We start from the raw sequence: 23,268 nt of genomic DNA on the forward strand, positions 1-23,268 counted from the left end.
TCCCATCGGTTACCCCTTGGCGTACTTACCGTTCATTAAGTAAGCTTGTGACGCGCGCCACGGTGAACGGGATATGCGACGCCCGGCACACCGAATCGGCCATGACCGCAGAGCGCGCGATCCATCTGTCCGTTGCGGCGGATTCGAGTAACAAGGGAAACAACGATGAGGAAATCGATCACTCTCACGGTGGCGGCGGTCGCCACGGCAACCGCGACCATCGCCACCGCGCACGCCGAACCCGGCGCGGGCGAGGTCGGCTACCACGCGACGGTGAGCGAAACCGCTACCACGATCACCACCGACGCCGGATCCCTGGCGTCCGACGGCGGCAGATTCACGATCAAGGCACCCGATGGCACCGTGCTCGCGGGTACCGACCTCACCTTCCGGGTGGACGATTTCGTCTTCCCGATCACGGCCGATATCACCGGCCGCACCGCGCGACTGACACCGCTGTTCGATCGGCAGCACGCCCAATATCAGCCGGTAGCACTGCCTTTCGAGAACCAGGCGCCCTGGAAGTCCGAGTACGAGCGCGAGCAGACAGCCTGGAACCGCCTGGCCACCACCTTGCAGATGGGCGCGAGCATCGGCACCGCCGCCGGAACGGTGGGTGGCGCCGCCGTCGGCTGCGTGCTCGGCGGCATCGCGGGCGCGACGGTAGCCGCGGCGGCGATCATCGGCCTGTTCGGCGCATTCCTGCCCGCGGCCGCGATCGGCTGCCTCGGCGGCATGATGGCGCTGAGCGCGCTCGGAGCCATCGCCGGCACCCTGTTCGTCGCCACACCCATTGCGCTGATGGCGGCGGCGCAGTACTTCACCACCATCAACCAGCCCGCCCCCACTCCGGCGCGATAGTCGACCGGAAAGCCCTCGGACAGCAGCGCCCGTGCCTCGGCCGAAGCACGGGCGCGCTGGCTTACCGAATACTCAGGAGGCGTTGGAAGGATGGTGCGAAGTTGATAAAGTCGGAACCCTGTCCAACCGGAAAGAGGTGCGCCGTGGCGCGGACGCTCGTGGCCGATCACACCGGCCGCCTCACTCGGCAACGAATCCTGCAGGCCGCCTTGGAACTCTTCGCGGAGCGGGGCTATGCCGGGACTTCCATCGCCCTGATCGCCAAGCGTGTCGGGTTGTCACAACCCGGTGTGCTGCACCACTTCTCCGACAAGCGGTCCTTGCTCATCGCAGTACTCGAGGAACGCGACCGTGTAGACGCCGACGGGCGGACCGGCAACCGCTACGAGGGCCTGACCATTCGACAGGCTCTGGACTTCATGGTCGACACCGTCGAGCACAACCTCGATAAACGCGACGCCATCCGGCTCTCACACGTCAGCGGCCTGACGGCGGGCGCGGACGCCGAGGCGGCCGCCGAGTGGTCGCGCGCTCGCCTGGCCCGCATGCGGTCGGACATCATCGAGTTGGGCGTCCGGGCCCGCGAAGACGGTTCCATTTCCGAGGACGCGGACATCGATGGACTGGCGTCGCTGGTCATCGCAACCTTCCTCGGACTCGAGCAGCAATGGCTGCTAGATCCCGAATTCGACATGGTGACTGGGATGCGGACCTTCACCCGTCTCCTCGCGACTGAACTCGGTCTCGGCCCAGCCGAATCGGATAAATCCACGACGCCGCACTAGCACCGCAGCGCCCGGCGGCGCAGATCCGGCACCGCCCCCTCCGCACGGAGCACATGGGCGACGCATACCTCCACTGACCTACTAACCATTAAGTAAGCCACCCTCTCGCGTTCGAAAGGTCGATCTGTGACCGTTGCATCCCCTTGGCTCATTCCCGAACACGTCGGAACCGGGCGGTTGCGCGCTCATGCCGTCGACCACGACGATCGGCTGAATCTCAACGGCCGCTGGGACTTTCAGCTGCTACCCACCCCAGAGTCTCCGATCGGGGCGGAGTGGACCACCCTCACCGTCCCCGGCGCATGGACCATGCAGGGCATCGGCGACACACCGATCTACACCAATGTCACAATGCCGTTCGACGGACCGCCGCCGCGCGTGCCTCCGGCGAATCCCACCGGCGTCTACCGCCGGAGCTTCGAACTCCCTGCCCAATGGGCGAGCCATCGTGTCGTGCTGAACGTCGGCGCCGCCGAGAGCACGCTGCTGGTGTCGGTGAACGGTCACCGGATCGGGACCAGCTCCGGTAGCCGCCTGGCCGCCGAGTTCGACCTCACCGGCGCGCTGCGGCCCGGACCCAACGAATTGATCCTCACCGTCGTGAAATGGTCCGCGGCAAGTTATCTCGAAGATCAGGATCAGTGGTGGCACGGTGGGATCACCCGCGATGTCTATCTCTACGCGACCGGCGACACGTACATCGCCGATCTGACCGCGGTCGCCGACTACGACGCCGACACCGCCGGCGGGTCGCTCGAACTGACCGTTCAGGTCGATGGGCGCCTGGACCCCGGGCACCGGATCGAGGTCCGCGTCGCCGGGACCACGGTGGGGGCGGAGGTGCCGGTGCGGCAGGCGCGCGAACTCCCCTCCGCGGCGGGCCTGCCGCCGGAGCTGGACGATGTCGATCTGTTCGGACTGCATAGCGCCACCATCGCGGGACAGCCGATGGCGCCCGGACTGCGACCGCTGGCCGATGCGCTGCTCGCACGGCTGTTCCCGGGTCCGGCCGGACTCGTCACCGTACGAGCCGAGCTCCCGGATGTGCGGCCGTGGACGGCCGAAACCCCGGTCCGGTACGAGGTCGTGGTGAATTTGCGGGGACCCGACGACACGATCATCGAGACGGTCACGCAGCGGGTCGGCTTCCGGCGGGTGGCGATCAGCGACGGGAACCTGCTGGTCAACGGGCAGCGCATCTGGATCCACGGGGTCAACCGGCACGAGTTCCACCCACGCACCGGCCGCACGCTGACTCGCGCCGATCTCGAACGCGAACTCGCAGTGCTGAAGCGGCACAACATCAATGCCATCCGCACCGCACACTATCCCCCACAGCCGGAATTCCTGGACCTGACCGACGAATACGGCTTCTACGTCTTCGACGAGGCCGACATCGAATGCCACGACTACGCCGCGACCCTATGCGGCGACGCGCGCTACCTGCCCGCCTTCGTCGATCGCGCGGCGCGAATGGTGTTGCGGGACAAGAACCATCCCAGCGTGATCGCCTGGTCCCTCGGCAACGAATCGGGGTACGGCCCCAATCACGATGCCGCCGCGGGGTGGATCCGCAGCGCCGACCCCACGCGTCCGCTGCACTACGAGGGCGCCATCGCGCGGGACTGGCATGCGGGGCATTCGGCCACAGACATTGTGTGCCCGATGTATCCGACGCCCGAGGCATTGAGGATCTACGCCCGGCACCCGCACACGAGGCGACCCCTCATCATGAGCGAATACCAGCACGCCATGGGCAATTCGAACGGCTCGCTGGACGCCTACTGGGAGGCCATCCGCAGCGAACCCTATCTCCAGGGCGGCTTCATCTGGGAGCTGTGGGATCACGGTCTCGATCCGGACGGGGACGGCCGGTATCGCTACGGCGGTGATTTCGGTGAGGCCGTGCACGACGGCGAGTTCTGCATCGACGGGTTGTTGTTTCCCGATGGCACACCGCATCCCGCCATGCGTGAGGTTCGGCATATCTTCGGTCCGCTGTCCGTCACCGATACCACCGATCTGCTCGATGGGCGGCTCACCCTCCGCAACGAGCGCACGTTCGCCGACCTCGGCGATCTCGCGGTCACCGTCGCCGTGGCGACCGAAGCCGGAACCGGCCCGGAGCGGACCGTTGCGATGCCGGCGCTGGCACCGGGCGAGAAGGGAGTCGTCGAGCTGCCGACCGCGACCTCGGCCGATCTGATCGGTGCCGGAACGGTCGCACTGCATCTGTACGTCCGCACCGCCACCGACACCGTCTGGGCGGCCGCGGGTACCGAACTCGACGTCCGCCAAGTAGTCGTGCGTCCGCAGCAAACGTCCTATCCCGCAGCACCTTCCGCCAATCCGGTGCTGGATCTCGACGATGTCGGCCTGCTGCGGCATCCACTGCTGACCACCCCTCCGAAACTGTGCGTGTGGCGGGCGCCGACCGACAACGACCTGTCCCGGTTCGTGCGAGGACGATTGCTGCGCACCGGACTGGACACCGTCACCCGGACCTGCGACCAGGTGGCGCGCACCGACACGACGGCGACCATCGCCGCCAGATACCTCACCGCGGGCGGCGCCGAAATCGGCCACACCCAGCGGATCACACTGCTCGACGACGGCGTGCTGCGCTTCGACGAACTCGTCACCGTGCCCGAAAAGATCGCCGAACTCCCCAGGGTAGGAATCGAATTGCAGCTCACGCCCGGATTCGAGCGGGTCATCTGGTTCGGCGACGGGCCGCACGAGAACTATCCGGATCGCCGCGCCGCCGCACTGCTCGGCCGGTGGGACGCTGCCGTCGACGAGATGCCGGTCCCCTATCTGCGCCCGCAGGAGAACGGCGGTCGTGGCTCGGTCAGCTGGCTGTGTTTGCGGGGAGCGCACCAGGTGGCACTCGCCTTCGACCAACCGATGCAGATCTCGGTCGGCCGCAACACCATCGAGGACCTGCGGTCGCATCGGCATGTATGGGAGCTCCCGCACCGCGAAACGACGGTCGTGCATTGCGATATCGCGCACCGCGGGCTCGGCTCGGCCTCCGTCGGCCCCGATGTGCTTCCCGAATTCCGAGTAGGCCCAGGCATTTTCGCGTGGAGATGGCATCTCGCACTGGGCCAGGAAGCGCTGTCATGACCGCCCTCACCGATCCCGTCCGGCCGGGCGCCCGATTCGGGGTCACCCTCGGCGGCGCCAATTTCGGTTTGCAGCTGGTCGTGAATTCGGTGCCGCACGTGCTGATGGCCTTGCAGATCCAGGATATGGACCCGGCGCACAAGGAGATTCGGCTGGGCGTCGCGACGGCGGTGGCGGCGCTGCTCGTTGCCGTCGCACAGCCGCTGTGGGGCGTGCTGTCGGATCGATCCCGCAGCCGCTTCGGCCGCCGGACACCCTTTGTGCTGGGCGGCGCACTCATGACCGCCGCGGGGCTGCTGGCCTTGTCGGCGAGCGACACCTACACCGGTCTGCTGATCGCTTGGTGTGCGACGACGGTGGCCTTGACCGCGGTCCAGGCCACGCTCATGGCGGCGCTCCCCGATCGGGTGCCCGTGTCCGCGCGCGGTGTGTTCGCGGCGGCGGCCGGGCTCGGCGGGACACTCGGTGCGCTCGGCGGCCAGATTCTATTTGCCAAGCTCGTGGGTGGCGGCTATCTGCTCCCCTATGCGGTGGCCGCCATTATCGTCGCCGGATCGGCCGGGCTATTCGTCTGGCTGAATCCGGAACCGCCCGCCGAGCCGTCACCCCGGCCGAAATTCAGCCTGCGCTCGCTCTGGGTGAATCCGGTCGAGCACCCCGACTTCGCGTGGGTCTTCCTCAGCAGAATGTTCGTGCTGACCGGCTTTTTCATGGTCAACGGCTACCTGCTCTACATTCTCGCCGACCATCTGGGCCTGGGCCGAGACCGCGCCCTGCATCGGCTGCCGCTGGTCTCGATGGTCAGTGTGGTGACGGTGGTGATCGCCTTGGCGATCGCGGGCGTGTGGTCGGACCGGGTGGGCAGGCGCAAGCCGTTCGTCTTCTGGTCGGCGGTGTTGATGGCGGTCGGCCTGACCGTGACGGAATTCGCGACCTCCATCCCGGCCGTGGTCGTCTGCATCGTGGTGATCGCGTTGGGCTACGGCACCTTTCGCGCCATCGACGAAGCGCTGATCACACTCGTGCTGCCCGCGACGGACTCCGCCGGTCAGTACATCGGCATCGCGCACCTGTCCACTCACCTCGCCAATGCGGCGGCACCGGCGATCGCCGGTGTCACGATCGCGTTCGCCGGCGGATACGCGGTGTTCTTCCCGCTCGCCGGCGCGCTCGCCCTGGTCGGCGCCCTGTGCCTGCTGCCGCTGCGTTCCGTTCGGTAAATGCCCTCCACCAGAAGGAGATCCCCGACCGTGCATCCCAAAATCAGCGAACTGACCGATGCCGAGAAGGCCGCGCTGTGTACCGGCGCGTCGTACTGGACACTGGCCGGCGTACCCCGGCTGGGAATCGAAGGCATCACCGTCGCCGACGGACCGCACGGCCTGCGGATGCAGGACGGCGCGGTGGATCATCTCGGCATCGCCGACTCCAGACCGGCGACCTGCCTTCCTACCGCAGCCGCGCTGGCGTCGAGTTTCGACACCGGACTGATGGAACGCGTCGGTGCGGCGCTGGCCGCGGAAGCACGCGCCGAAGGCGTATCGGTGCTGCTGGGACCGGGCATCAACATGAAGCGAAGTCCGTTGTGCGGCCGAAATTTCGAGTACTTCTCCGAAGATCCGTACGTGGCCGGCGCACTCGGCGCGGCCTATGTTCGCGGCCTGCAGTCGGGTGGGGTCGGCGCGTCGGTGAAACACTTCGCCGCCAACAACCAGGAAGACCACCGGATGACGGTGTCGGTGCAGGCGGACGAGCGCACCCTGCGCGAAATCTATTTTCCCGCCTTCGAAACCGTGATCCGCGAGGCGGCACCGTGGACGGTGATGTGCTCCTACAACCGGATCAACGACACCTACTGCTCGGAGAATCACTGGTTGCTGACCGAGCTGCTGCGGCACGAATGGGATTTCGAGGGCCTGGTCATCTCCGATTGGCTCGCCGTCAACGATCGGGCCGCCGGTGTCGCGGCGGGGTTGGACCTCGAGATGCCGCACAGTCCCGACGGGCCCGCACGGGTGCTGGCGGCCCTGAGCTCCGGCGAGTTGGACCGCGCGGATCTGGACCGTGCGGCGTCACATGTACTCGCATTGCTGGATCGGGCACATGCGGCGACCGGCCCGAGTGTCGTGGATCCCGAAGCCCATCACGCGCTCGCGCGGGAGGCCGCGCGTGAATCCGCTGTGCTGCTGAAGAATTCGGGCGCGCTGCCGTTGGCGGGGACCGGTGGTCCGCTCGTGGTGGTCGGGCCCTTCGCCGAGTCACCGCGCTATCAGGGTGCGGGTAGCTCCCGGGTGGTTCCCACCAGGTTGGACACACCGCTGGAGGCGTTGTGTGCGACCTTCACCAATCGGCGCATCCTCTACTACCCCGCCTACGACGCCGAGGCCTTGTCCGCCGTCAGTGGTGCGACCGAGGCAATCGTCTTCGCCGGGCTGCCCGAGAGCGCCGAATCGGAGGGTTTCGACCGTACGACCCTCGACCTGCCCGCTGAGCAGACGCGGTTTCTGGATGAGGCGCGCCGGCGGGCCGGTCGGCTGACCGTTGTGGTGCAAGCAGGTTCGGCGGTGACGCTGCCCTTCGCCGATCATGCGGACGCGATCCTGTTCACCGGGCTGAGCGGACAGGCCTGCGGTTCCGCGTTGGCAGAGTTGCTGAGCGGCGGGCATTCACCCTCCGGGAAGCTGGCCGAAACGCTCCCGATCGACCCGCGCCACGAGCCTGCGTACGGCGCGTTCCCCGGCGACGGCCACACAGTGGACTACCGCGAGGGGATTCTGATCGGGTACCGCTGGTACGAAACCCGTGGTCTGCCAGTCGCTTTCCCGTTCGGGCACGGCCTGACCTACACCCGTTTCGACTATTCCGATCTGGTGGTGGCGGTCGACCCCGCCGAGACGACCGCCACGGTGTCTTTCACGATCACAAATTCCGGCGACGTCACCGCCGCCGAGATCGCCCAGGTCTTTGTCGCAGATCCGGAATCGGAGTTGATGCGGCCGGTGCATGAACTGAAGGGATTCGCCCGGATTACGCTCGAACCCGGCGAATCCCGTTCTGTCACGGTGGAACTGGATCGCCGAGCCTTCGCCTATTGGCATCCGGGCAAAAGCGATTGGCATGTCGAAGGCGGCGAGTTCGTCATTCAGGTCGCCGCGTCCAGTGCCGATATCCGGCTGGCGCAGCGCATCCGGCTCTCGGGCGAACCGCTGCGCCGTCCCCTCGACGCCACCGCGCCCACCGCGGCCTGGCTCGCCGATCCCTATGTGGGCCCGCGCATTCGGGCGGTGCTGGCACGGGGCGCGGGCGGGCGGGCCGGGGTGCTGCTCGACAATCCCGACCTCGACCGTGGCCGCTACGAGACGCTGCTGGCCATGCCGTTGAACCGGCTCGGGCGTATCCACGACGTCGGGTTCGACGCCGCCGCGCTCGCCGAAATCGTCAACTCCGCACACGAAGGAAACGCATGAGAATCATCTACGTCGACGTCGACACCCTGCGCGCCGATCACACCACCCCCTACGGCTATCACCGCCCGACCACGCCGAATTTGCAACGGCTGGCGGACAAATCGGTCGTTTTCGACCGCTACTACTGTTCCGACTCCCCCTGCATGCCGTCACGAACGGCCTTGACCAGCGGGCAGTTCGGCATCACCAACGGGGTGATCGGGCACTTCGGCTCAGCCGCCCAATTCCGGCTCGACGCCGGACACGGTCCCGAACCCGACCGCCCCCTGCTGGGTCAGCTCCTGCAGTTCGGCGGCTACCACACCACCGCCATCTCGGTATTCGCCGAACGCCACCGCGCCTACTACTTCCACGGCAACTTCCGCGAATCCATCAGGGCCACCCCGAACTGGGGCGACGAGGACGCCTCGGATATCAACCGCGCGGCCTTCGATTGGCTGCACCGTCACGCCAGCCAGGACAACTGGTACCTGCACCTGACGTACTGGGAACCGCACACCAACTACACCCAGCCGGTCGAGTGGACCGAGAAGATGGCCGAATCCGGCCCCGTTCAGGCCTGGCCCGACGCCGAGACCATCGCCGCCCACGCCGAAATCTACGGCCCGCGCAGCGCATTGGACCTCAACTACTCGATGTGGGGCGCCCGCACGTCCCCGGTCCCGCACAATATGCCCGACGCCATCACCGACCGGGCCGACTTCGAACACCTGATCAACGGCTTCGACGGTGCGATCTCCTATTGGGACCACCACTTCGGGCAGCTGCTGGCGACCCTGGAAGAACTCGGCATCGCCGAGGACACCGCGATCATCGTCAGCGCCGACCACGGCGAATCCCTCGGCGAACTGGGCATGTACGCCGAACACGGGATGGCCAGCGAACCCGTCCACCGGCTGCCGCTGGTCGTCTACTGGCCCGGCGTCACCGACCGGCTCCCCGCGGACTCGCGCCGCAATGACGCGCTGCTCTACAACATCGACCTCGCCCCGACGCTCTGCGAGATGCTGGATCTTCCGAAACCCGCTGGCTGGCAAGGAGAATCGTTCGCCGCCGCCCTGCGCGGCGAAGATCTGGAGTCACGGCCCTACCTGGTGCTGGGGCACGGCGCGATGACCTACCAGCGAGCAGTGCGCACACCGGACCATCTCTACATCCGGACCTACCACCCGGGCACCTTCCGCACCGAATGGGAACAGCTCTTCCACGTCGCCGACGACCCGTATCTGACCGACAATCTCATCGATCGTGAGCCCGAACTCGCCGCGCACCTGCGCTCGTACCTGATGCAGTGGTGGGACGAGGTCGCGGGGCGTCCCGGCTGCCTGCCCGATCCGATGCAATCGACCCTCCAGGTCGGGCCCACCCTGTACAGCCAGCCCGACCGCTACGCGCAGCACCTGCGCGACACCGGCCGGGCTCATCTGGCGGAGCACATGGAAGCCAACCTGTCCGCCGTGAACGTTCCGGTCCCTTGGCACGCCCCGCACGAATCCCGCACCGCGCAGCTGGTCCGGAAATGGTCCGCCATGACCGACGTGAGTGCGCCGAGCCACTGAAATGCGTTGCGGGTGAGCACTACTCACCCGCAACGCATTTGCTCATCTGACGTCGAAGACCACGGATTGCCCGAGATCGTTCACGATCGAGCCGACGCACACCGCGAAGGTGCCGGGTTCCCGCACCCGGGCGTGCTGCTCGATCGACCAGTGCTGCAGCGGCCAGCAGCAGAAAAACCCCGACGCCAGGTAGCGCCCTTCTTCCGGCCGAGGTATCCCGGGCGCTTCCGGTCCCGCGAAGGGGTTCGGGCGGAGACCTTTCGTCTGGATGAGGTAGTCGAATCGAATGGTTTCGATTGAATAAATTATCCCGCGCATATGCCGGCTCCAGCGTATCGTCTGATCGCGGTGAATAAAGGGGCGAGAGGTTCCCTCGTTCCTGCTCCTGCCCGGATCCATTGATCTCGATGCAGTCGAAAGACTCGGTTCTGCCTCTGCAATCAGACACCGTCGACTGGTGCATGCTGTGCGATTGTGACCGAAGTTGCCTCGACAGCGCGTCAGGTATCCGCCCCCCTGCGTGCTGATACGTCGCGTGCGCGCATTTGATATTTCCCGACATTTCCATGCCACGGTTCGCGAAATCCCCGGCGATACCCGCTTATTGCAGCGGGCATTTCATCGGTCGGGGTCGGCAGATCATGGAAGGAGATTTCCGTGTATCACCCGCGCATTGTGAACATCCGTTTTCTCAGTGCCACCGCCGCGATCACCGCTATCTCGGTGATGAGCGGGCCTGCTGCTCATGCCCAGCCCGATGGCCACGATTGGGACGCGGTCGCCGCGTGCGAAAGCGGCGGGAACTGGAGCGCTGACACCGGCAACGGCTACTACGGTGGCCTGCAGTTCACCCAAGGCACTTGGGCAGCCGCCGGCGGCAGCGGGTCACCCGCACAAGCCAGCCGCGCCGAACAAATCCGTATCGCCGAGAATGTCCTGGCCACCCACGGCCGCGGTGCGTGGCCGGCGTGCGGGGCATACCTGTGACGCCTATCGTAATCCGCAAGGGCTATTGCCGTTCGCAGCCCCGGTAATCACCGATATTCCGTCGACGGTATGGGCCGCCGGGAATGCCGAGGGATCGGCGTAGCCCTGGCGGCATGAGCGCCGTGATTGTCACGGGGCAAGCAGCGACCGTTTCAGCCCGTTGTTTCTCTCCCGGATTCTCTCGGTCGGCGTGCGATGATCTGCTCCTGGGCCCACTGGGCCCACTCCTCGGTCATCGCGCAGTACCGTTTGCCCCATTCGAGGGCGATATGTCCGTATTCGGAGAAGTCGTCGTCGTCCCATTCGGTGGTTTGCTCCAGTGCGGCAAGCGCTTGCCCTCCGGCGCGTGAGCGTTCTTGGACGGTGGCCATGTGGTCCAGGGCCTGTTGCTGGGGAAGGATGCCGAGGAAGAAGATCCGCAGCAGCATCTCGTTCCGCGTGGGTGTTTTCGATTCGGTTGTGCCGAGCCAGTTTCTGAGCTCGGCGTCGCCCGCCGGGGTGAGTGCGTATTCCTTGCGGCGGCGCGGCCCCTCCTCGGACGCGGTGATCAAACCTTCCCCGGCCAGCTTCGTCAGCTCCGTGTACACCTGGGTCTGCGAGGCCGACCACACGTTGTCGAGCGAGCGGGCGAACCGCTGCAGCAGGTCGTAGCCGCTGGCCGGTTGGTCGGCCAGCAGGCCCAGCAGGGCATGCCTGAGGCTCACGACTCCACCTCGCTGGCGCTCGGCTCCGTCGTGCGCCTGGCGCGCTGTGTTGATGGTTCGCTCCGCTTCGCTCCGTTCACGACTCCACCCCGCTGGCGCTCGGCTCCGTCGTGCGCCTGGCGCGCTGTGTCGATGGCCCGCTCCGCTGCGCTCCGTTCATGGCCATCACCCTACATTGCGGTGTTGACATGTCGTAGCCGAAGTATCATGATGAACTCATATTCCGGTACCGGAATATCCGTGAACAACATGTCCATGTTGGAATATCTAGGAGTCAGCTCGTCATGTCCTACCTGCGCACCTTCGCCCCCTGGATCGTGTACGCGGTCGTGCCGGACCACTACTGGAAGTGGGCCGCACTGATCGGCATGTGCCTGTCGCTGATCGAGATCACCCGTCTGGTCCGGGCCGGCCGGGGTATCACCGGAATGGTCATCGACCTGGGCACGGGCGTGTTCTTCATCGCGCTGACGATCGTTGGGTTCGCGGACCCGAACACGCCGCTGCATCCGTACTCGCCGGCGATCTCCAGCGGTGTCCTGATGCTGGTCGCGGGGACCTCGATGGCCCTGCGCATGCCGTTCACCCTGCCGATCGCCAAGCAGTCGACGCCGCCGGAGCTGTGGTCGAACCCGGGATTCCTCCGCGCCAACTACCTCATCACCGCCGTGTGGACCGCCAGCTTCACCATCGGGTGCATCGCGCTGGCGGTGCTGGCGCACTCCGACGGGCCACGGATCGCGGTCCAGGTCGCCGCGTTCGCGATCCCGGCCACCTTCACCGTCCGCTACAGCGCGCACATGCAGGCCGTGGCGCGGCGCACGAACCCGTCCGCCGCCTAGGCCCGGCCGTTCGCACCGCCCGCGCCGGCCGCACCATCCAACCCGAATTGCGCTGCGCCGCATACACACTCAGATCAAGGATGTGCCCGTCATGAACAGCCTGGTTCCCCATCTACTCGGCAACTTCGCCCCCGTTCCCACCGAGATCAGCGCGACCGAACTGCCGGTCACCGGCGCCATCCCACCCGAATTGACCGGCTGGTACCTGCGCAACGGCCCCAACCCGCGCACCGGAAGCTCGGCACACTGGTTCGTCGGCGACGGCATGGTCCACGGCGTCCGGCTCGAAGCCGGCCGCGCCGTGGCCTACCGCAACCGGTGGGTCCGGACCACCAGATTCACCGGAGAAATACTGGGCGACAACGGCATCGACTCCCCCGACCTGACCGCCGGGGTCGCCAACACCCACGTCGTGCGGCACGCCGGACACACCTTCGCACTCGTGGAAGCGGCGCTACCGTACGAACTCGATATGCGGGCCGGCCGTGAACTCGACACCCTCGGCGCCTACGACTTCGACGGCCGCTTGCAGACCGCGATGACGGCCCACCCCAAGATCTGCCCTCGCACCGGCGAGCTGCACTTCTTCGGATACGGTGCACACCAACGCCCCTACCTGACCTACCACCGCGCCGACGCCACCGGCAATCTCGTGTACAGCAGGCCAATCGAGGTCACCGCCCCGACGATGATGCACGACTTCCACCTCACCTCCCGGCACGTCGTCTTCATGGACCTTCCGATGGTGTTCGACCCGGTGCGGGCGCAATCACCGGGAATGCCGTTCAGCTGGAACCCCGACTACGGCGCACGCCTCGGCGTCCTGGACCGCGCGCACCCCGAAACCCCGGTGCGGTGGTTCGACATCGAACCCTGCTACGTATTCCACAGCCTCAACGCACACGAAGACCCCACCGGGCAGATCCTGACCCTGCACGTGGTGCGCTACGACCACCTCGGCGACGGCGTCGCCCTGGGCGGGCGAGGCGAACTATGGCGCTGGACCATCGATCTCGCCGCCGGCACGGTCACCGAACACCAAATCGACGACCGCCCCACCGAATTCCCCCGCATCGACGACCGGCTCGCCGGCCTGCCCGCCCGGCACGGACACACCACCACCGGAGCGGTGTCCGGCGAACACGCCAGGGCGGGCGCCCTGCACCGCTACGACCTGCACTCGGACACCGCGACCAGTTACGTGTTCCCGCAGGGGCGGAACCCAGGAGAGGCCGCCTTCGCCCCCGCCGACGACAACCCCGGCGGACCCGGCTGGCTGCTCACCTATGTGTACGACGCGGCAACCGACCGCAGCGACCTGGTCATCCTGGACGCCGACGACATCGCGGCGGGTCCGGTCGCCGAGATCCACCTGCCGCGGCGCGTGCCCGCCGGATTCCACGGCAACTGGCTCCCCGACAACCCCGCACTGATCTCCGGCGGCCACGCCGCCTAGCTGCGGCGACACTCACCGACAGTGATCGGCTTGCGGCCACCCGGCCCGCAAGCCGATCGTTCGACTTGGCCATGGTGGCTCCGACCGCTGTGCGACGCCGCTGTACCCGCCGCCCCAACGGTTTGATCCGTCACGGACCGGCGGGCCGTCGACCGATCCGCGCAGGGGGCACTTGCTGGTGAGGCATGGACGTGTCAGCGGTAGGAGCCGCTGCGCAGATCGGTAATGGCGTCGAGGCCGTGGGGCCGCCAGCCGAATCGCTCACGCGCCGCCTCGCCGCTGACCGATTGGTCCAGGGCCAGCGCGTCCGCGAACGCCCCGCCCAGTTCGGCCCTGGCCTCGCTCAACGGCCAGACCGTCGGCGCGGTCAGCACGCCCGCCGCTGCGCCCGCCGCTGCGGTCAATTCCCGGACGGGAACCGCGGACTGGGTGACACCGTGCCACATCGTTCGGGCCGGTGCATGCTCGACAACCTCGCGGAACAGATCCCCGAGATCCTCGATGTGGACCATCGGCCACCTCACGGTCGCGTCCCCGATCATCAGCGGAGCACCGTGTTTGCGGGCCAGGTCGATCAGCAGCGCGGGGATTCCCCCGCCCCGGCCGTGGATGATGCCGGGCCGGATCACCGTCGAGCGCACGCCCGCCGCGGCGAGGTCGAGCACTCGTTGCTCGATCCCGGGCCGGTAGCCCACGATCGGGATCGGGTTGACCGGGAAGTGTTCGTCCGCAGTCTCGTGCCCCGTGGCACCCAATACCCAGACGCCGCTGGTGTAGACGAAGGGCCGTCCGGTTCCGTGCAGCGGCTCACTCAAAGCGTCGACGGCCGCGGCATCCACGGCGGCATCCCCGGTCGGCACACCCGCGTGGATCACCGCGCCGATGTCGGGTGTCACCGCTGTGGCGAGGGAGTCCGGGTCGGTGAGATCGCCGGTCCGCTGTTCGTAGCCGTGGGCCGGCGCCGCGCGGCCGGGCCGCACCAGAGCCACGACGTCGTGCCCCGCATTCGACAGTCGTTCCGCGACAACGGAACCCAGATAGCCGGTAGCCCCGGCGATCAATACACGCATGATTCTCGCACCCTTAGTAGCGAACGGACGATCGGACGTGGCCGGAGCGATGGCGTCCCGGACACGGGCTGCCGCTCGAGACTCGTGGCTTCCATCCGGATGGGCGGGATCAAGGATGGCCGCACCCGCTGAGACGGCACTGTCAGCGACTGACAGCCCGGTGTCCGTGGTCGAGCAGGCACTGGCCACCTGGGGAACCCAACCGTGCGTGTACTTCCTCGCCTACCGCGCCTTGCACAATCACAACTAGGCGGCCGGTGTGCAGCCGGCTCGGCCTGAACAGAGCGCCGCGGAGGCCTGAAATCAGCGCCCGGCGGCCCGGCCGCATTACCTAGGCTTCGGCCGCCGCGCCCTTTTCGCGACACGAAGTCCGACTCCTGGCAGCCCCTTGTGTGCGCCGTGTTTGGAGGCGCGGGTCATGACCAAATCCCCTACGCGCAGCGGCTTGTTGAAGTTCGCTGGTACGTACGCCAAGATCCGGGCCGGAGCATCGCCGGGGGAGACGACAGGCGTGAGGGAAACGACCCGCGGCAGCACCAATAGTTTCGCATGGCCGTATGACGCTGAATCCGGCATGAAATCGGCGACTATGAAGCTACCGGCACGTCGGTTGCGATCCCCCATGTATCGACCGTAGGTGCGCCTGGAAAGAGGGTTGATCCTCGCGGCTTCACCGCGTCCCTGACCTTCATCCTTCATTGCCCTCACCCTTCCTGCGAGTTGTCTCACGAACGGGATGTCGAACCGAATGACCGGCCTGGGTATAACTACTGCTCAGCATCCCACTCACCTCGATCCGACTGTGGTGAAACGGGCAACTGTGGTGAAACGGGCAACCGAGTGCGCTGCACGCTCCCGTCCTTCTCACCGAGATGCTGGTCGGCGCCGTGGCCGGAGGCCTAGCGGGTATCCGCGCGCAGCAACGTCACAGGTGCAAGATCATCCGATCGTGGCTGCCTTCGATGTCTGCCGCCGTCCCCGGCCGCCCCTGCCCGGCTCCAGTCCCCGGTAAAACGTCGTAATTCGTCGGTCGGATTCGCGACGCTGCCTCGTAGGCGCGCGCAGAACGCATCCAGTGAGCCGTACCGAGCCTGGATCGTTGCCACCAGCAACGACGCCGCCGCGTCCCGCGCCATCAGGATCCTTTCGTTTACCTGGCAATCCGAATTGCTCTCGTGTGGACCGCGCCCCGCCCGTCCGGCGGCCCCGCCGGTCGCCTCAGCGGTTGCGTGCTGAGGGAGCGACTCGGACGAGGCCGCCACCGTCGCGGGCCAACTCGTATGTCTTCCACCCGATCTCGCGACGGTGAACGCCACGCTACCCATCGTCCACCCAATTCCGCTAACCCGCTGGCGAGTCGTCCGGCGTGCCATAACAGAAAGGGATGATCCAGACAGCAACAACGCAGCGATCACGAGGGCCGGGTGGGCTAGCGCCGGGGCAGGCTTTCCAGGGCCGCCTGCGCGGGGGCGTAGCCGGCTCGAGCGGATTTGCGGTACACGCGTTCGGCGGCGTCCGTGCGCCCCAGGGATTTCCATTGGTCGCCCAGGGCTTTCAGGGCGACCATGTCGCCGTCCTGTTCCACCTCGCGGTAGAGGTGCTCAGCGCGGTCGTCCTCGCCCCGCGCCTCGTGAACCGTTGCCAGATGGACCTTTCCGAGGATGTGGCCGTGGTCGACGTAGCGTCGGTACCAGTAGGCGGCCTGGCTGAGATCACCCGCCTTCATGCACATGTGGCCCAGGGTGAGCATCGAGAGCGTTTCGCCGCTCTCGGCGGCCTGCCGGTGCCAGCGTTCGGCTTCGGCTCGGGCGCCTCGCTTTTCGAGGAGTCGAGCCAGGAAGGATATGGCGACGGCGTCGTTCATCGCCGCGGCCTGGCGGAGCAGCCGTTCGGCTTCACCTATATCGCCGCGCTTCTGATGATCGCGGGCACGGGCCAGCAGCTGGCCGACCTCGCCACGCCTACGGCGGGCTCCCGATGATCGTGAATTTCTCTTGGGGATTTCCTGTTTCGGTGGGAGATCCGGAGGCGTCCGGGACTCGAGCAGTGTCAACGCCTGGGGGATGGAGGGGCGTAGCTCCGGCTGTTTGTCCATCAGCCGCGTGATGAGCGGCAGGAGTCGTCCGGCACGCGCGGGCGGGTCAGCCGTACCGAACATCACCGCTTTCATCGTTCCGTGAATGGTGTCGCGGCGAAACGGGGAGACCCCTTCCACCGCGTGGTAAAGCGTGACACCGAGGGAGTACAGGTCACCAGCCAGTGTGCCTTCCCCGTCGATGCGTTCGGGGGCCATGTACTCGAACGAACCGATAAGCGTCTCCTTGGCGGTCAGCGTGTGATCGGAATGGTGGCGGGCGGTCCCGAAATCCGTGAGCAGCACCTCGCCACCGGTGGCGAGCAGGATATTGCCCGGCTTGACATCGCGGTGGACCACGCCGGCATCGTGCGCGGCCCGCAGGGCCCGCAACATGGCGGCGGCGACGGTGGTGACTTCCGCGACGGCCATCCGCCCGTCGCCGTCGAGTCGCTGCTTCAGCGATCGGCCGGACACCAGGGGCATGACGATCCAGGGCGTCACGCCGTCGGTGACGACATCGACGACGCCGACGATATTCGGATGATCGCTCAGCCGAGCGGCATTGCGGGCCTCCCGTTCGGCGCGCGCGACTCGCTCGGCGTGCTCCGTGCTCGATTCGGCCTGCGGGAGCAGCACTTCCTTCACCGCGACCTCGACCTGCGCCTGCTCGTCGCGCGCTCTCCACACGGTCCCGAACCCACCACTGCCCAGCTTTTCGATCAACCGGTAGCGGCCGGAGAGCATCCAGCCCGGTCGTCCCAGCGCCGACATAGGGCCCCCAGCAGTTTTGTGCCACAGCAACTTCGGAACCAGTCAACCGTACCCCGTATCGACCGGCTACGACCCGAGGGCCACAGCCGTGACGACGCGTACAGAGTGGGCAACGTCGTTACGGTCCGATGCCGTCGGGTCGGCGGCGCGGGTGGTGTCCTTCTTGATCCGGGGCACGACGAAGATCGGGCAGACTGGGCGGGCCCGAACATGCAGAGTCCCCACGCAACCCCATGGGAGGCACGAGTGTCCAATTTCGAGCAGGCATTTCTCGACAGTATTCCCCTATCGCTGAAAAGAGCTGCGCTGCAGACGGTTCTGAGCCTCCCACGCCCGATCCGGCGGGCGATCGCGAGACCGGCCGCGCATGTCGACGGTCAGGAGCAGGATCTCGACGCCCAGCTTCTCGTTCGCCTCATGCGCCTCGCGGGCATGAAGTTGTTCTCCGATCCGATCGACCGGGCGCGGATCGACACCGTTGAGGGCTCGAGCCTCGTCGGCGGCCGTCCGGCCGGGCCCGGTATGGCCATCAGGGATATCACGATCCCGGCGGGCGATCACGACATTCCGGCGACCCTGTACTGCCCATCAGGTGTGTCGGTCGGCTCGGGTCTGCTCGTGTTCTATCACGGCGGCGGCTGGAGCGTCGGGTCGCGCCGCAGCCATGAGCCGATCGCGCGCTTCCTCGCCGCGCACGCCGACGTCCGGGTGCTGTCTATCGAATATCGTCTCGCACCGGAGAATCCGTTCCCGGCCGCCGTCGACGATGCGGTGACAGCCTTCGGTTATGCGCACGCCCACGCGGCCGAGCTGGGCGCCGACCCCGACCGAATCGCCGTCGGCGGCGACAGCGCCGGGGGCAACCTCGCGGCCGTCGTCGCGCAGCACACGGCGCACGCGGGCGGACCAGCACCGGCATTCCAGCTACTCATCTATCCCGCAACGGATTTCGAGGCGGATAACGCATCACGGAGCCTGTTCGCCACGGGCTTCCTCCTGACCGCGGAGGACCTCCAATGGGGGCGACGGACATACATACCCGCCGGCGCCGACCCCGCGAATCCTCGGCTCTCACCCCTGCGAGGCGACGTCACCGGCGTCGCTCCCGCACACATCGCCACCGCGGGTTTCGACCCGCTGCGCGATGAGGGCGAAGGCTATGCCGACAAGCTGGCGGCGGCCGGAGTCACGGTCACCCGGCGCCGCCACTCGAGCCTGCCGCACGGATACCTGAACTTCCTGTGCCTCGGCGCGGTACAGCAGGCCGCCCTGGACACCGCGCGCGCACTGGCGGCGGGTCTCGCACCCCGCCCTCGAGACTAGGCGGCCCCGGCCATCTCCCCCGAATGGGTGAAGACCCGAGGGCGCACCGGCTGCGATCATGATCACGTGCGCGGCCGAACGCAGGTTGTGCATCTCGAAAAGCGCTGGAGCGCAGCGTTATACGAAGGAATCGGTGATCATGCCTCATTTTCCCGCCGCTGACGGAACGATGCTCGCCTACGAGGAGTACGGGACCGGCCCGACGCTGGTCTTCCTGGCGGGATGGACGCTGCACACCGAGATGTGGGAGAACCAGCTCCCGTACTTCGCCGACCGCGGGTATCGCTGTGTGCTGATGGACCGGCGCGGTCACGGCCGGTCCGATCGCCCGGCCACCGGATACGACGCCGACACCCGCGCCGATGATGTCGCGGCGCTGCTGGAACATCTGGATCTGACCGACGTCACGCTGATCGGGCATTCCACCGGCGGCGCCGAGGCGGTCCACTATCTGGCCCGGCACGGGCAGCGGCGGGCGCGCGGGCTGGTGCTGCTGGCGGCGGCGACGCCGCGCCTGCGCTGGGCCGAGGACTATCCGATGGGTGTGCCGGCCGCGGCGCTGGATCGGTCCATCGCGGAACTGCGCGCCGACCGCGCGAAATGGATGGTCGACCGGGGCCACGGCTACTTCGCCACGCATCTGGGCAACAACGTGTCCGCGGCGCGGATCGAGCAGGAGATCCGGCGCTGCCTGTCGGCCACCCAGTTCGCCGCCATCCGGATCCAGGAGGCGGTCTTCGCCAGTGATATGCGCTCCAAGCTTCCGGATATCACGATTCCGGTGCTGCTGCTGCACGGCCACGCCGATCAGTCGATCCCGATCGATCCCACCAGCCGGGTCGCGGTGGGGCTGTTCCCGAATGCGGAGTCCCGGCTTCGTAGAATCGGCGGGAAACGCGGGAACGGACTGGTGAATCGCGCGGGTAGCCGGCACAGCGTTGAAATCCCTTGGAAGACTCTCCCTTTGACGGGGATGCACCGGAGTAGAGCAGAGTGTGGAGTATGAGCGAATCGGATGACATCAAGGTCGAGCGACAGGACGACTTCGACATCTATCGACCGGCGGACCGCGAAGGTTCGCTGCCCGCGGTGATGTTCGTGCACGGACCCGCCCCCGCCGGCAGGCGACCGCGCGAATCGCCGTTCTTCGCGGGCTACGGCAGGCTGCTGGCCGGACGAGGCCTGGCCGCGGTGGTCCCGGACGTGCGGTATCAGGGCCTCGACGACTGGCCGCCGAACACGATGTGGCCGCCGCGCGTCGACTGGAGCGGCACCGCGAAATGGCTGGCGGCAGTGGTGGATCGGATCCGCCAGCAGCCGGGCATCGATTCCGACCGGATAGCGATCTGGGCATTCTCCGGTGGCGGCATGCTCACCGGTTCCTGGCTGGCCGAGTCGCCCACGTGGCTGCAATGCCTGGCCCTGACCTACCCGGTGCTGGGCGATCAAACTCCGGATTCGACCGCCCCCGCCCCGAGCGATCTGGTCCGCCCGGGCCGTCCGATCGTGCTCACCCGAGTCGGCCGGGAGCGCCCCGAAATCCAGGCGACCGTGGACCGCTTCCTCGCCCACGCCGAGCAGGTCGGCTCGGCCGTCGAGGTGATCGATGTTCCCGAGGCGGGCCACGGCTTCGATGCCACTGTGCCCGAGCTGAAGTCGTGCCAACCGGTGCTGTCGGCGGCCGATTTCGTGACGCAACACCTCACCGCGCAGCCGATGTGATGGACACTACTGTGCGGTAGTCCTTGCCGAAGAGGGCAATTCGCGCTTGGAGGTCCCCGCCAGAGACAGCCGGAACTGTCGCAGCACAAGGATCGCGGTTGCGCCGAATCCGATGCACAGGCCCAGCCACACGCCGTAACCGCGCCAGTGCAGGCCGTAGGCGAACAGTGCCATCGCCGGAATGCCGATGGCCCAGTAGCCGATCAGGGTGCTGCGTAATCCGGCCTTGGTGTTGCCGAGCCCGCGCAGCAGGCCGACGCAGACGTTCTGGGCGCCCTTGCAGTACTGGTGGGCGATGGCGAACCAGAGGAGCGTGCTCGCGGTCGCCACGATTTCCGGTCCATCGCCGGCGCGCAGGAAGGGGGCGAGGATCACGGTGGGGGCGGCGATGTAGATCACCCCGAAGACGGTCATGGCGACCACGCTGACGGTGAGCGCGCGGCGGGCGATCGTGCGCGCCGCGGATCGCTCGCCCCGCGCCACCTCCCGGCTCACCAGAATCGACGAGCCGTGGGAGAGGCCGATATTCAGCTGATACACGATGTAGGCGAGCTGATTGACGACGTTACTGGCCGCCAGCATCGCCGGCCCGAAGGCGCCCATCAGCACCGTGGCGACCGAGGTGATCGCGGCCTCCGAACCGTAGGTGAACGCGATCGGCGTCCCCATCCTCACGATCCGGCGCGCCACCGCGGGATCGAAGCGCCACCAGTCCAGGGCGAGCAGGCCGGTGAGTTCGGTGTCCCGGCGCACCCGCCGGTAGAACACCGCGAGCGTGAAGACCTGAACGCAGCTGGTGGACAGGCCGATACCGGTCAGGCCCAGGGCGGGCACGCCCAGCCAGCCGTAGATGAACACGGCATCGAGCAGCGCGTTGACTCCGATCGACACGATCGTCACCCGCAGCAGCGAGCCGGGGCGACGCATGCCGACGGTGAACTGCCGCAACACATTCAGCCACAGCATCGGCAGCAGCCCGGGCGCCAGCGCGATCATCATCGGCCGGGCCCGGTCCACGATGTCGTGCCGCTGCCCGAACCACGGCAGCGCGAAACCGAGTCCGATCAGGACGGCCGCCCCGGCGATCGCGACACCGGTCGCGACCAGGAACGCCGACCGCACCAGCTCCCGGATCTCGGCGTGCGCCCGATCGTCCAATTCCGCACTGCCGGTTCGTCTCTCCGCCCGGCCGACGGCCGCGGCGACCTGGTTGCCGACGCCGGTGACCATGCCCACGCACATGGTGCGCAATTGGTTGTACAGCAGCACGGCCAGCCCGCCCGCCGCGACCGCCAGCACGCCGATCAGGCCCATCATCGCCAGATCGACCGTGGTCAGCGCGACCTGGGCGAGCTGGATGCCGGCGATCGGCAGGGACAGGGCGATCACCGGCCGGTAGTCGCGTACCACCGTGCCGAGACTGCTCCTCATGCGCTCGCCCGTTGCCGCCGATCGCCGGCGGCGATCCGGACCGAATCGGCGTAGGCGTTGAGTAACCGGTAAAGGCGTTGGTGTGCAGCCTCGTTGAGGAGTTGGCGCGCGCGCAGCCACTCGTCGTCGTAGATGGTGTCCAGATACTTCTCCCCGGCGTCGCACACGAGCACGACGACGGTGCTGCCGGCCGGCAGCACGGCGAGGCGGCGCAGCGCTACATGCACCGCGGCCCCGGCGGTGCCGCCGACCAGCAGCCCGGTGCGGCGGGCCACGACCCGCGCGCTGGTGAAGGCGTCGATATCGCTGACCTGCAACCCCTCATCGATGCAGGTGTAGTCGACATTGGCGCCGATGGTGAAGCCCGGCGGACTACCGGCCCCGGTCTGCCAGTACGGGCCGCCGGGACCGCCGAAAATAATCGAACCCGCGGGCTCGACCCCGATCGTGGTGACCGACGCACCGAGGCGACGCAGTTCCCTGGTCGTCCCGCACAGCGAGCCCCCGGTGCCGACCGCACCGATGAGATGGTCGATGCTCGGCAGGGCATCGAACAATTCCCGCGCCAGCTCGGCATAGCCGGCGCAGTTCCCAGGATTGTTGTGCTGATCGGGACGGAAAGCCCCGGTGCGCCTGGCGATCTCGTCCGCCACCCGGCGGCGCTCGACGGTGCTGGGCCCGCCCGCGCCGGACGAATCGACGAACACCAGCTCGGCCCCGGTGGCGGCCATGGCCCGGAGTTTGTCCTTGCTGGCATGGCCGTCGACCACGGCGGTGAACCGGTAGCCACGTTCCAGCGCGATCAGCGCCAGACCGAGACCGGTATTGCCCGAGGTGGGTTCGACGATGTGGCCACCCGGCCGCAGGGCGCCGGATCGCTCGGCATCCTCGATCATCCGGCGAGCTATCCGGACCTTGCCGGACCCGGTGGGATTGAACTGCTCGAGCTTGAGCACCAGCCGGGTACCGGTTCCGGTGCGGGCGAGTTCGAGCAGGGGCGTGTTGCCGATCAGGTCGGAGGCCCGATCGGGCACTACCGCGGCCGGCCGGTTGAGAGTGGTCAGCATTGGGGCGAAAGTCCTTC

19 protein-coding genes are annotated in these 23,268 nt (G+C 67.3%); 13 read left to right on the forward strand and 6 right to left on the reverse strand.

The window, feature by feature from the left end; translation table 11 throughout:
- The first annotated feature begins 165 nt into the window (after window positions 1-165).
- The 6 genes from KO481_RS29395 (at window position 166) to KO481_RS29420 (ending at window position 9,801) form a co-directional block, all read left to right on the forward strand.
- A complete protein-coding gene (locus tag KO481_RS29395; RefSeq protein WP_215917456.1) occupies window positions 166-861 on the forward strand; it encodes a DUF8020 domain-containing protein in 696 nt (231 codons plus the stop codon).
- A gap of 143 nt (window positions 862-1,004) precedes the next feature.
- Window positions 1,005-1,646, forward strand: a complete 642-nt coding sequence (locus KO481_RS29400; protein WP_215917455.1) for a TetR/AcrR family transcriptional regulator — start codon at window positions 1,005-1,007, stop codon at window positions 1,644-1,646.
- 126 nt (window positions 1,647-1,772) lie between these two features.
- Window positions 1,773-4,775, forward strand: a complete 3,003-nt coding sequence (locus tag KO481_RS29405) for a glycoside hydrolase family 2 TIM barrel-domain containing protein (RefSeq protein WP_215917454.1) — start codon at window positions 1,773-1,775, stop codon at window positions 4,773-4,775.
- Window positions 4,772-5,995, forward strand: coding sequence for an MFS transporter (locus KO481_RS29410; protein ID WP_215917453.1), 1,224 nt, complete (start codon window positions 4,772-4,774; stop codon window positions 5,993-5,995). Before KO481_RS29405 ends, KO481_RS29410 begins: the two co-directional genes overlap by 4 nt.
- A gap of 30 nt (window positions 5,996-6,025) precedes the next feature.
- Window positions 6,026-8,242: a glycoside hydrolase family 3 N-terminal domain-containing protein gene (locus tag KO481_RS29415; protein ID WP_308166587.1), complete on the forward strand. Its 2,217-nt coding sequence runs from the start codon at window positions 6,026-6,028 to the stop codon at window positions 8,240-8,242.
- A complete protein-coding gene (locus tag KO481_RS29420; protein ID WP_215917451.1) occupies window positions 8,239-9,801 on the forward strand; it encodes a sulfatase family protein in 1,563 nt (520 codons plus the stop codon). Before KO481_RS29415 ends, KO481_RS29420 begins: the two co-directional genes overlap by 4 nt.
- Window positions 9,802-9,843: 42 nt before the next feature.
- Here KO481_RS29420 and KO481_RS29425 read toward each other — a convergent pair whose 3' ends face one another.
- On the reverse strand, window positions 9,844-10,200 hold the full coding sequence (locus KO481_RS29425; RefSeq protein ID WP_215917450.1) for a hypothetical protein: 357 nt from the start codon (window positions 10,198-10,200) through the stop codon (window positions 9,844-9,846).
- Window positions 10,201-10,527: 327 nt separating this feature from the next.
- On the opposite strand from KO481_RS29425, the gene KO481_RS29430 reads away from it, so the two are divergent.
- Window positions 10,528-10,788, forward strand: a complete 261-nt coding sequence (locus KO481_RS29430) for a transglycosylase family protein (RefSeq protein WP_215917873.1) — start codon at window positions 10,528-10,530, stop codon at window positions 10,786-10,788.
- A 152-nt stretch (window positions 10,789-10,940) separates the two neighbouring features.
- On the opposite strand, the gene KO481_RS29435 is transcribed toward KO481_RS29430, so the two are convergent.
- Entirely contained in the window at window positions 10,941-11,492 is a 552-nt protein-coding gene (locus KO481_RS29435) for a PadR family transcriptional regulator (protein WP_215917449.1), read from the reverse strand.
- 284 nt (window positions 11,493-11,776) lie between these two features.
- On the opposite strand from KO481_RS29435, the gene KO481_RS29440 reads away from it, so the two are divergent.
- Both KO481_RS29440 and KO481_RS29445 read left to right on the forward strand, forming a co-directional pair.
- Window positions 11,777-12,334, forward strand: a complete 558-nt coding sequence (locus KO481_RS29440; protein ID WP_215917448.1) for a hypothetical protein — start codon at window positions 11,777-11,779, stop codon at window positions 12,332-12,334.
- Between the two features lie 91 nt (window positions 12,335-12,425).
- Window positions 12,426-13,790 (forward strand): carotenoid oxygenase family protein, encoded by a 1,365-nt coding sequence (locus tag KO481_RS29445; RefSeq protein ID WP_215917447.1) that lies wholly within the window; start codon window positions 12,426-12,428, stop codon window positions 13,788-13,790.
- A gap of 194 nt (window positions 13,791-13,984) precedes the next feature.
- Here KO481_RS29445 and KO481_RS29450 read toward each other — a convergent pair whose 3' ends face one another.
- On the reverse strand, window positions 13,985-14,860 hold the full coding sequence (locus tag KO481_RS29450) for an NAD-dependent epimerase/dehydratase family protein (RefSeq protein WP_215917446.1): 876 nt from the start codon (window positions 14,858-14,860) through the stop codon (window positions 13,985-13,987).
- Between the two features lie 115 nt (window positions 14,861-14,975).
- Here KO481_RS29450 and KO481_RS44095 point away from each other — a divergent pair, with 115 nt between their 5' ends.
- Window positions 14,976-15,110, forward strand: a complete 135-nt coding sequence (locus tag KO481_RS44095; protein ID WP_281066083.1) for a hypothetical protein — start codon at window positions 14,976-14,978, stop codon at window positions 15,108-15,110.
- A gap of 1,179 nt (window positions 15,111-16,289) precedes the next feature.
- On the opposite strand, the gene KO481_RS29455 is transcribed toward KO481_RS44095, so the two are convergent.
- Window positions 16,290-17,708 carry a serine/threonine-protein kinase gene (locus KO481_RS29455; protein ID WP_215917445.1) on the reverse strand — a complete coding sequence of 473 codons (1,419 nt, stop codon included), beginning with the start codon at window positions 17,706-17,708 and terminating at the stop codon, window positions 16,290-16,292.
- A gap of 246 nt (window positions 17,709-17,954) precedes the next feature.
- On the opposite strand from KO481_RS29455, the gene KO481_RS29460 reads away from it, so the two are divergent.
- The 3 genes from KO481_RS29460 (at window position 17,955) to KO481_RS29470 (ending at window position 20,753) form a co-directional block, all read left to right on the forward strand.
- Complete coding sequence (locus KO481_RS29460; protein WP_215917444.1) at window positions 17,955-19,031, forward strand: alpha/beta hydrolase; 1,077 nt, start codon at window positions 17,955-17,957, stop codon at window positions 19,029-19,031.
- Between the two features lie 139 nt (window positions 19,032-19,170).
- On the forward strand, window positions 19,171-20,037 hold the full coding sequence (locus KO481_RS29465) for an alpha/beta fold hydrolase (RefSeq protein ID WP_215917443.1): 867 nt from the start codon (window positions 19,171-19,173) through the stop codon (window positions 20,035-20,037).
- Window positions 20,034-20,753, forward strand: coding sequence for a dienelactone hydrolase family protein (locus KO481_RS29470; protein WP_215917442.1), 720 nt, complete (start codon window positions 20,034-20,036; stop codon window positions 20,751-20,753). The genes KO481_RS29465 and KO481_RS29470 overlap by 4 nt, the downstream gene beginning before the upstream one ends.
- Before the next feature lie 6 nt (window positions 20,754-20,759).
- Here the strand turns inward: KO481_RS29470 and KO481_RS29475 are convergent, their stop codons facing one another.
- Together KO481_RS29475 and KO481_RS29480 are read right to left on the reverse strand one after the other, a co-directional pair.
- On the reverse strand, window positions 20,760-22,184 hold the full coding sequence (locus KO481_RS29475; RefSeq protein ID WP_215917441.1) for an MATE family efflux transporter: 1,425 nt from the start codon (window positions 22,182-22,184) through the stop codon (window positions 20,760-20,762).
- Window positions 22,181-23,251, reverse strand: a complete 1,071-nt coding sequence (locus KO481_RS29480; protein WP_215917440.1) for a PLP-dependent cysteine synthase family protein — start codon at window positions 23,249-23,251, stop codon at window positions 22,181-22,183. The genes KO481_RS29475 and KO481_RS29480 overlap by 4 nt, the downstream gene beginning before the upstream one ends.
- Window positions 23,252-23,268: the final 17 nt, after the last annotated feature.

The organism is Nocardia albiluteola (assembly GCF_018860155.1).
GTDB lineage: Bacteria > Actinomycetota > Actinomycetes > Mycobacteriales > Mycobacteriaceae > Nocardia > Nocardia albiluteola.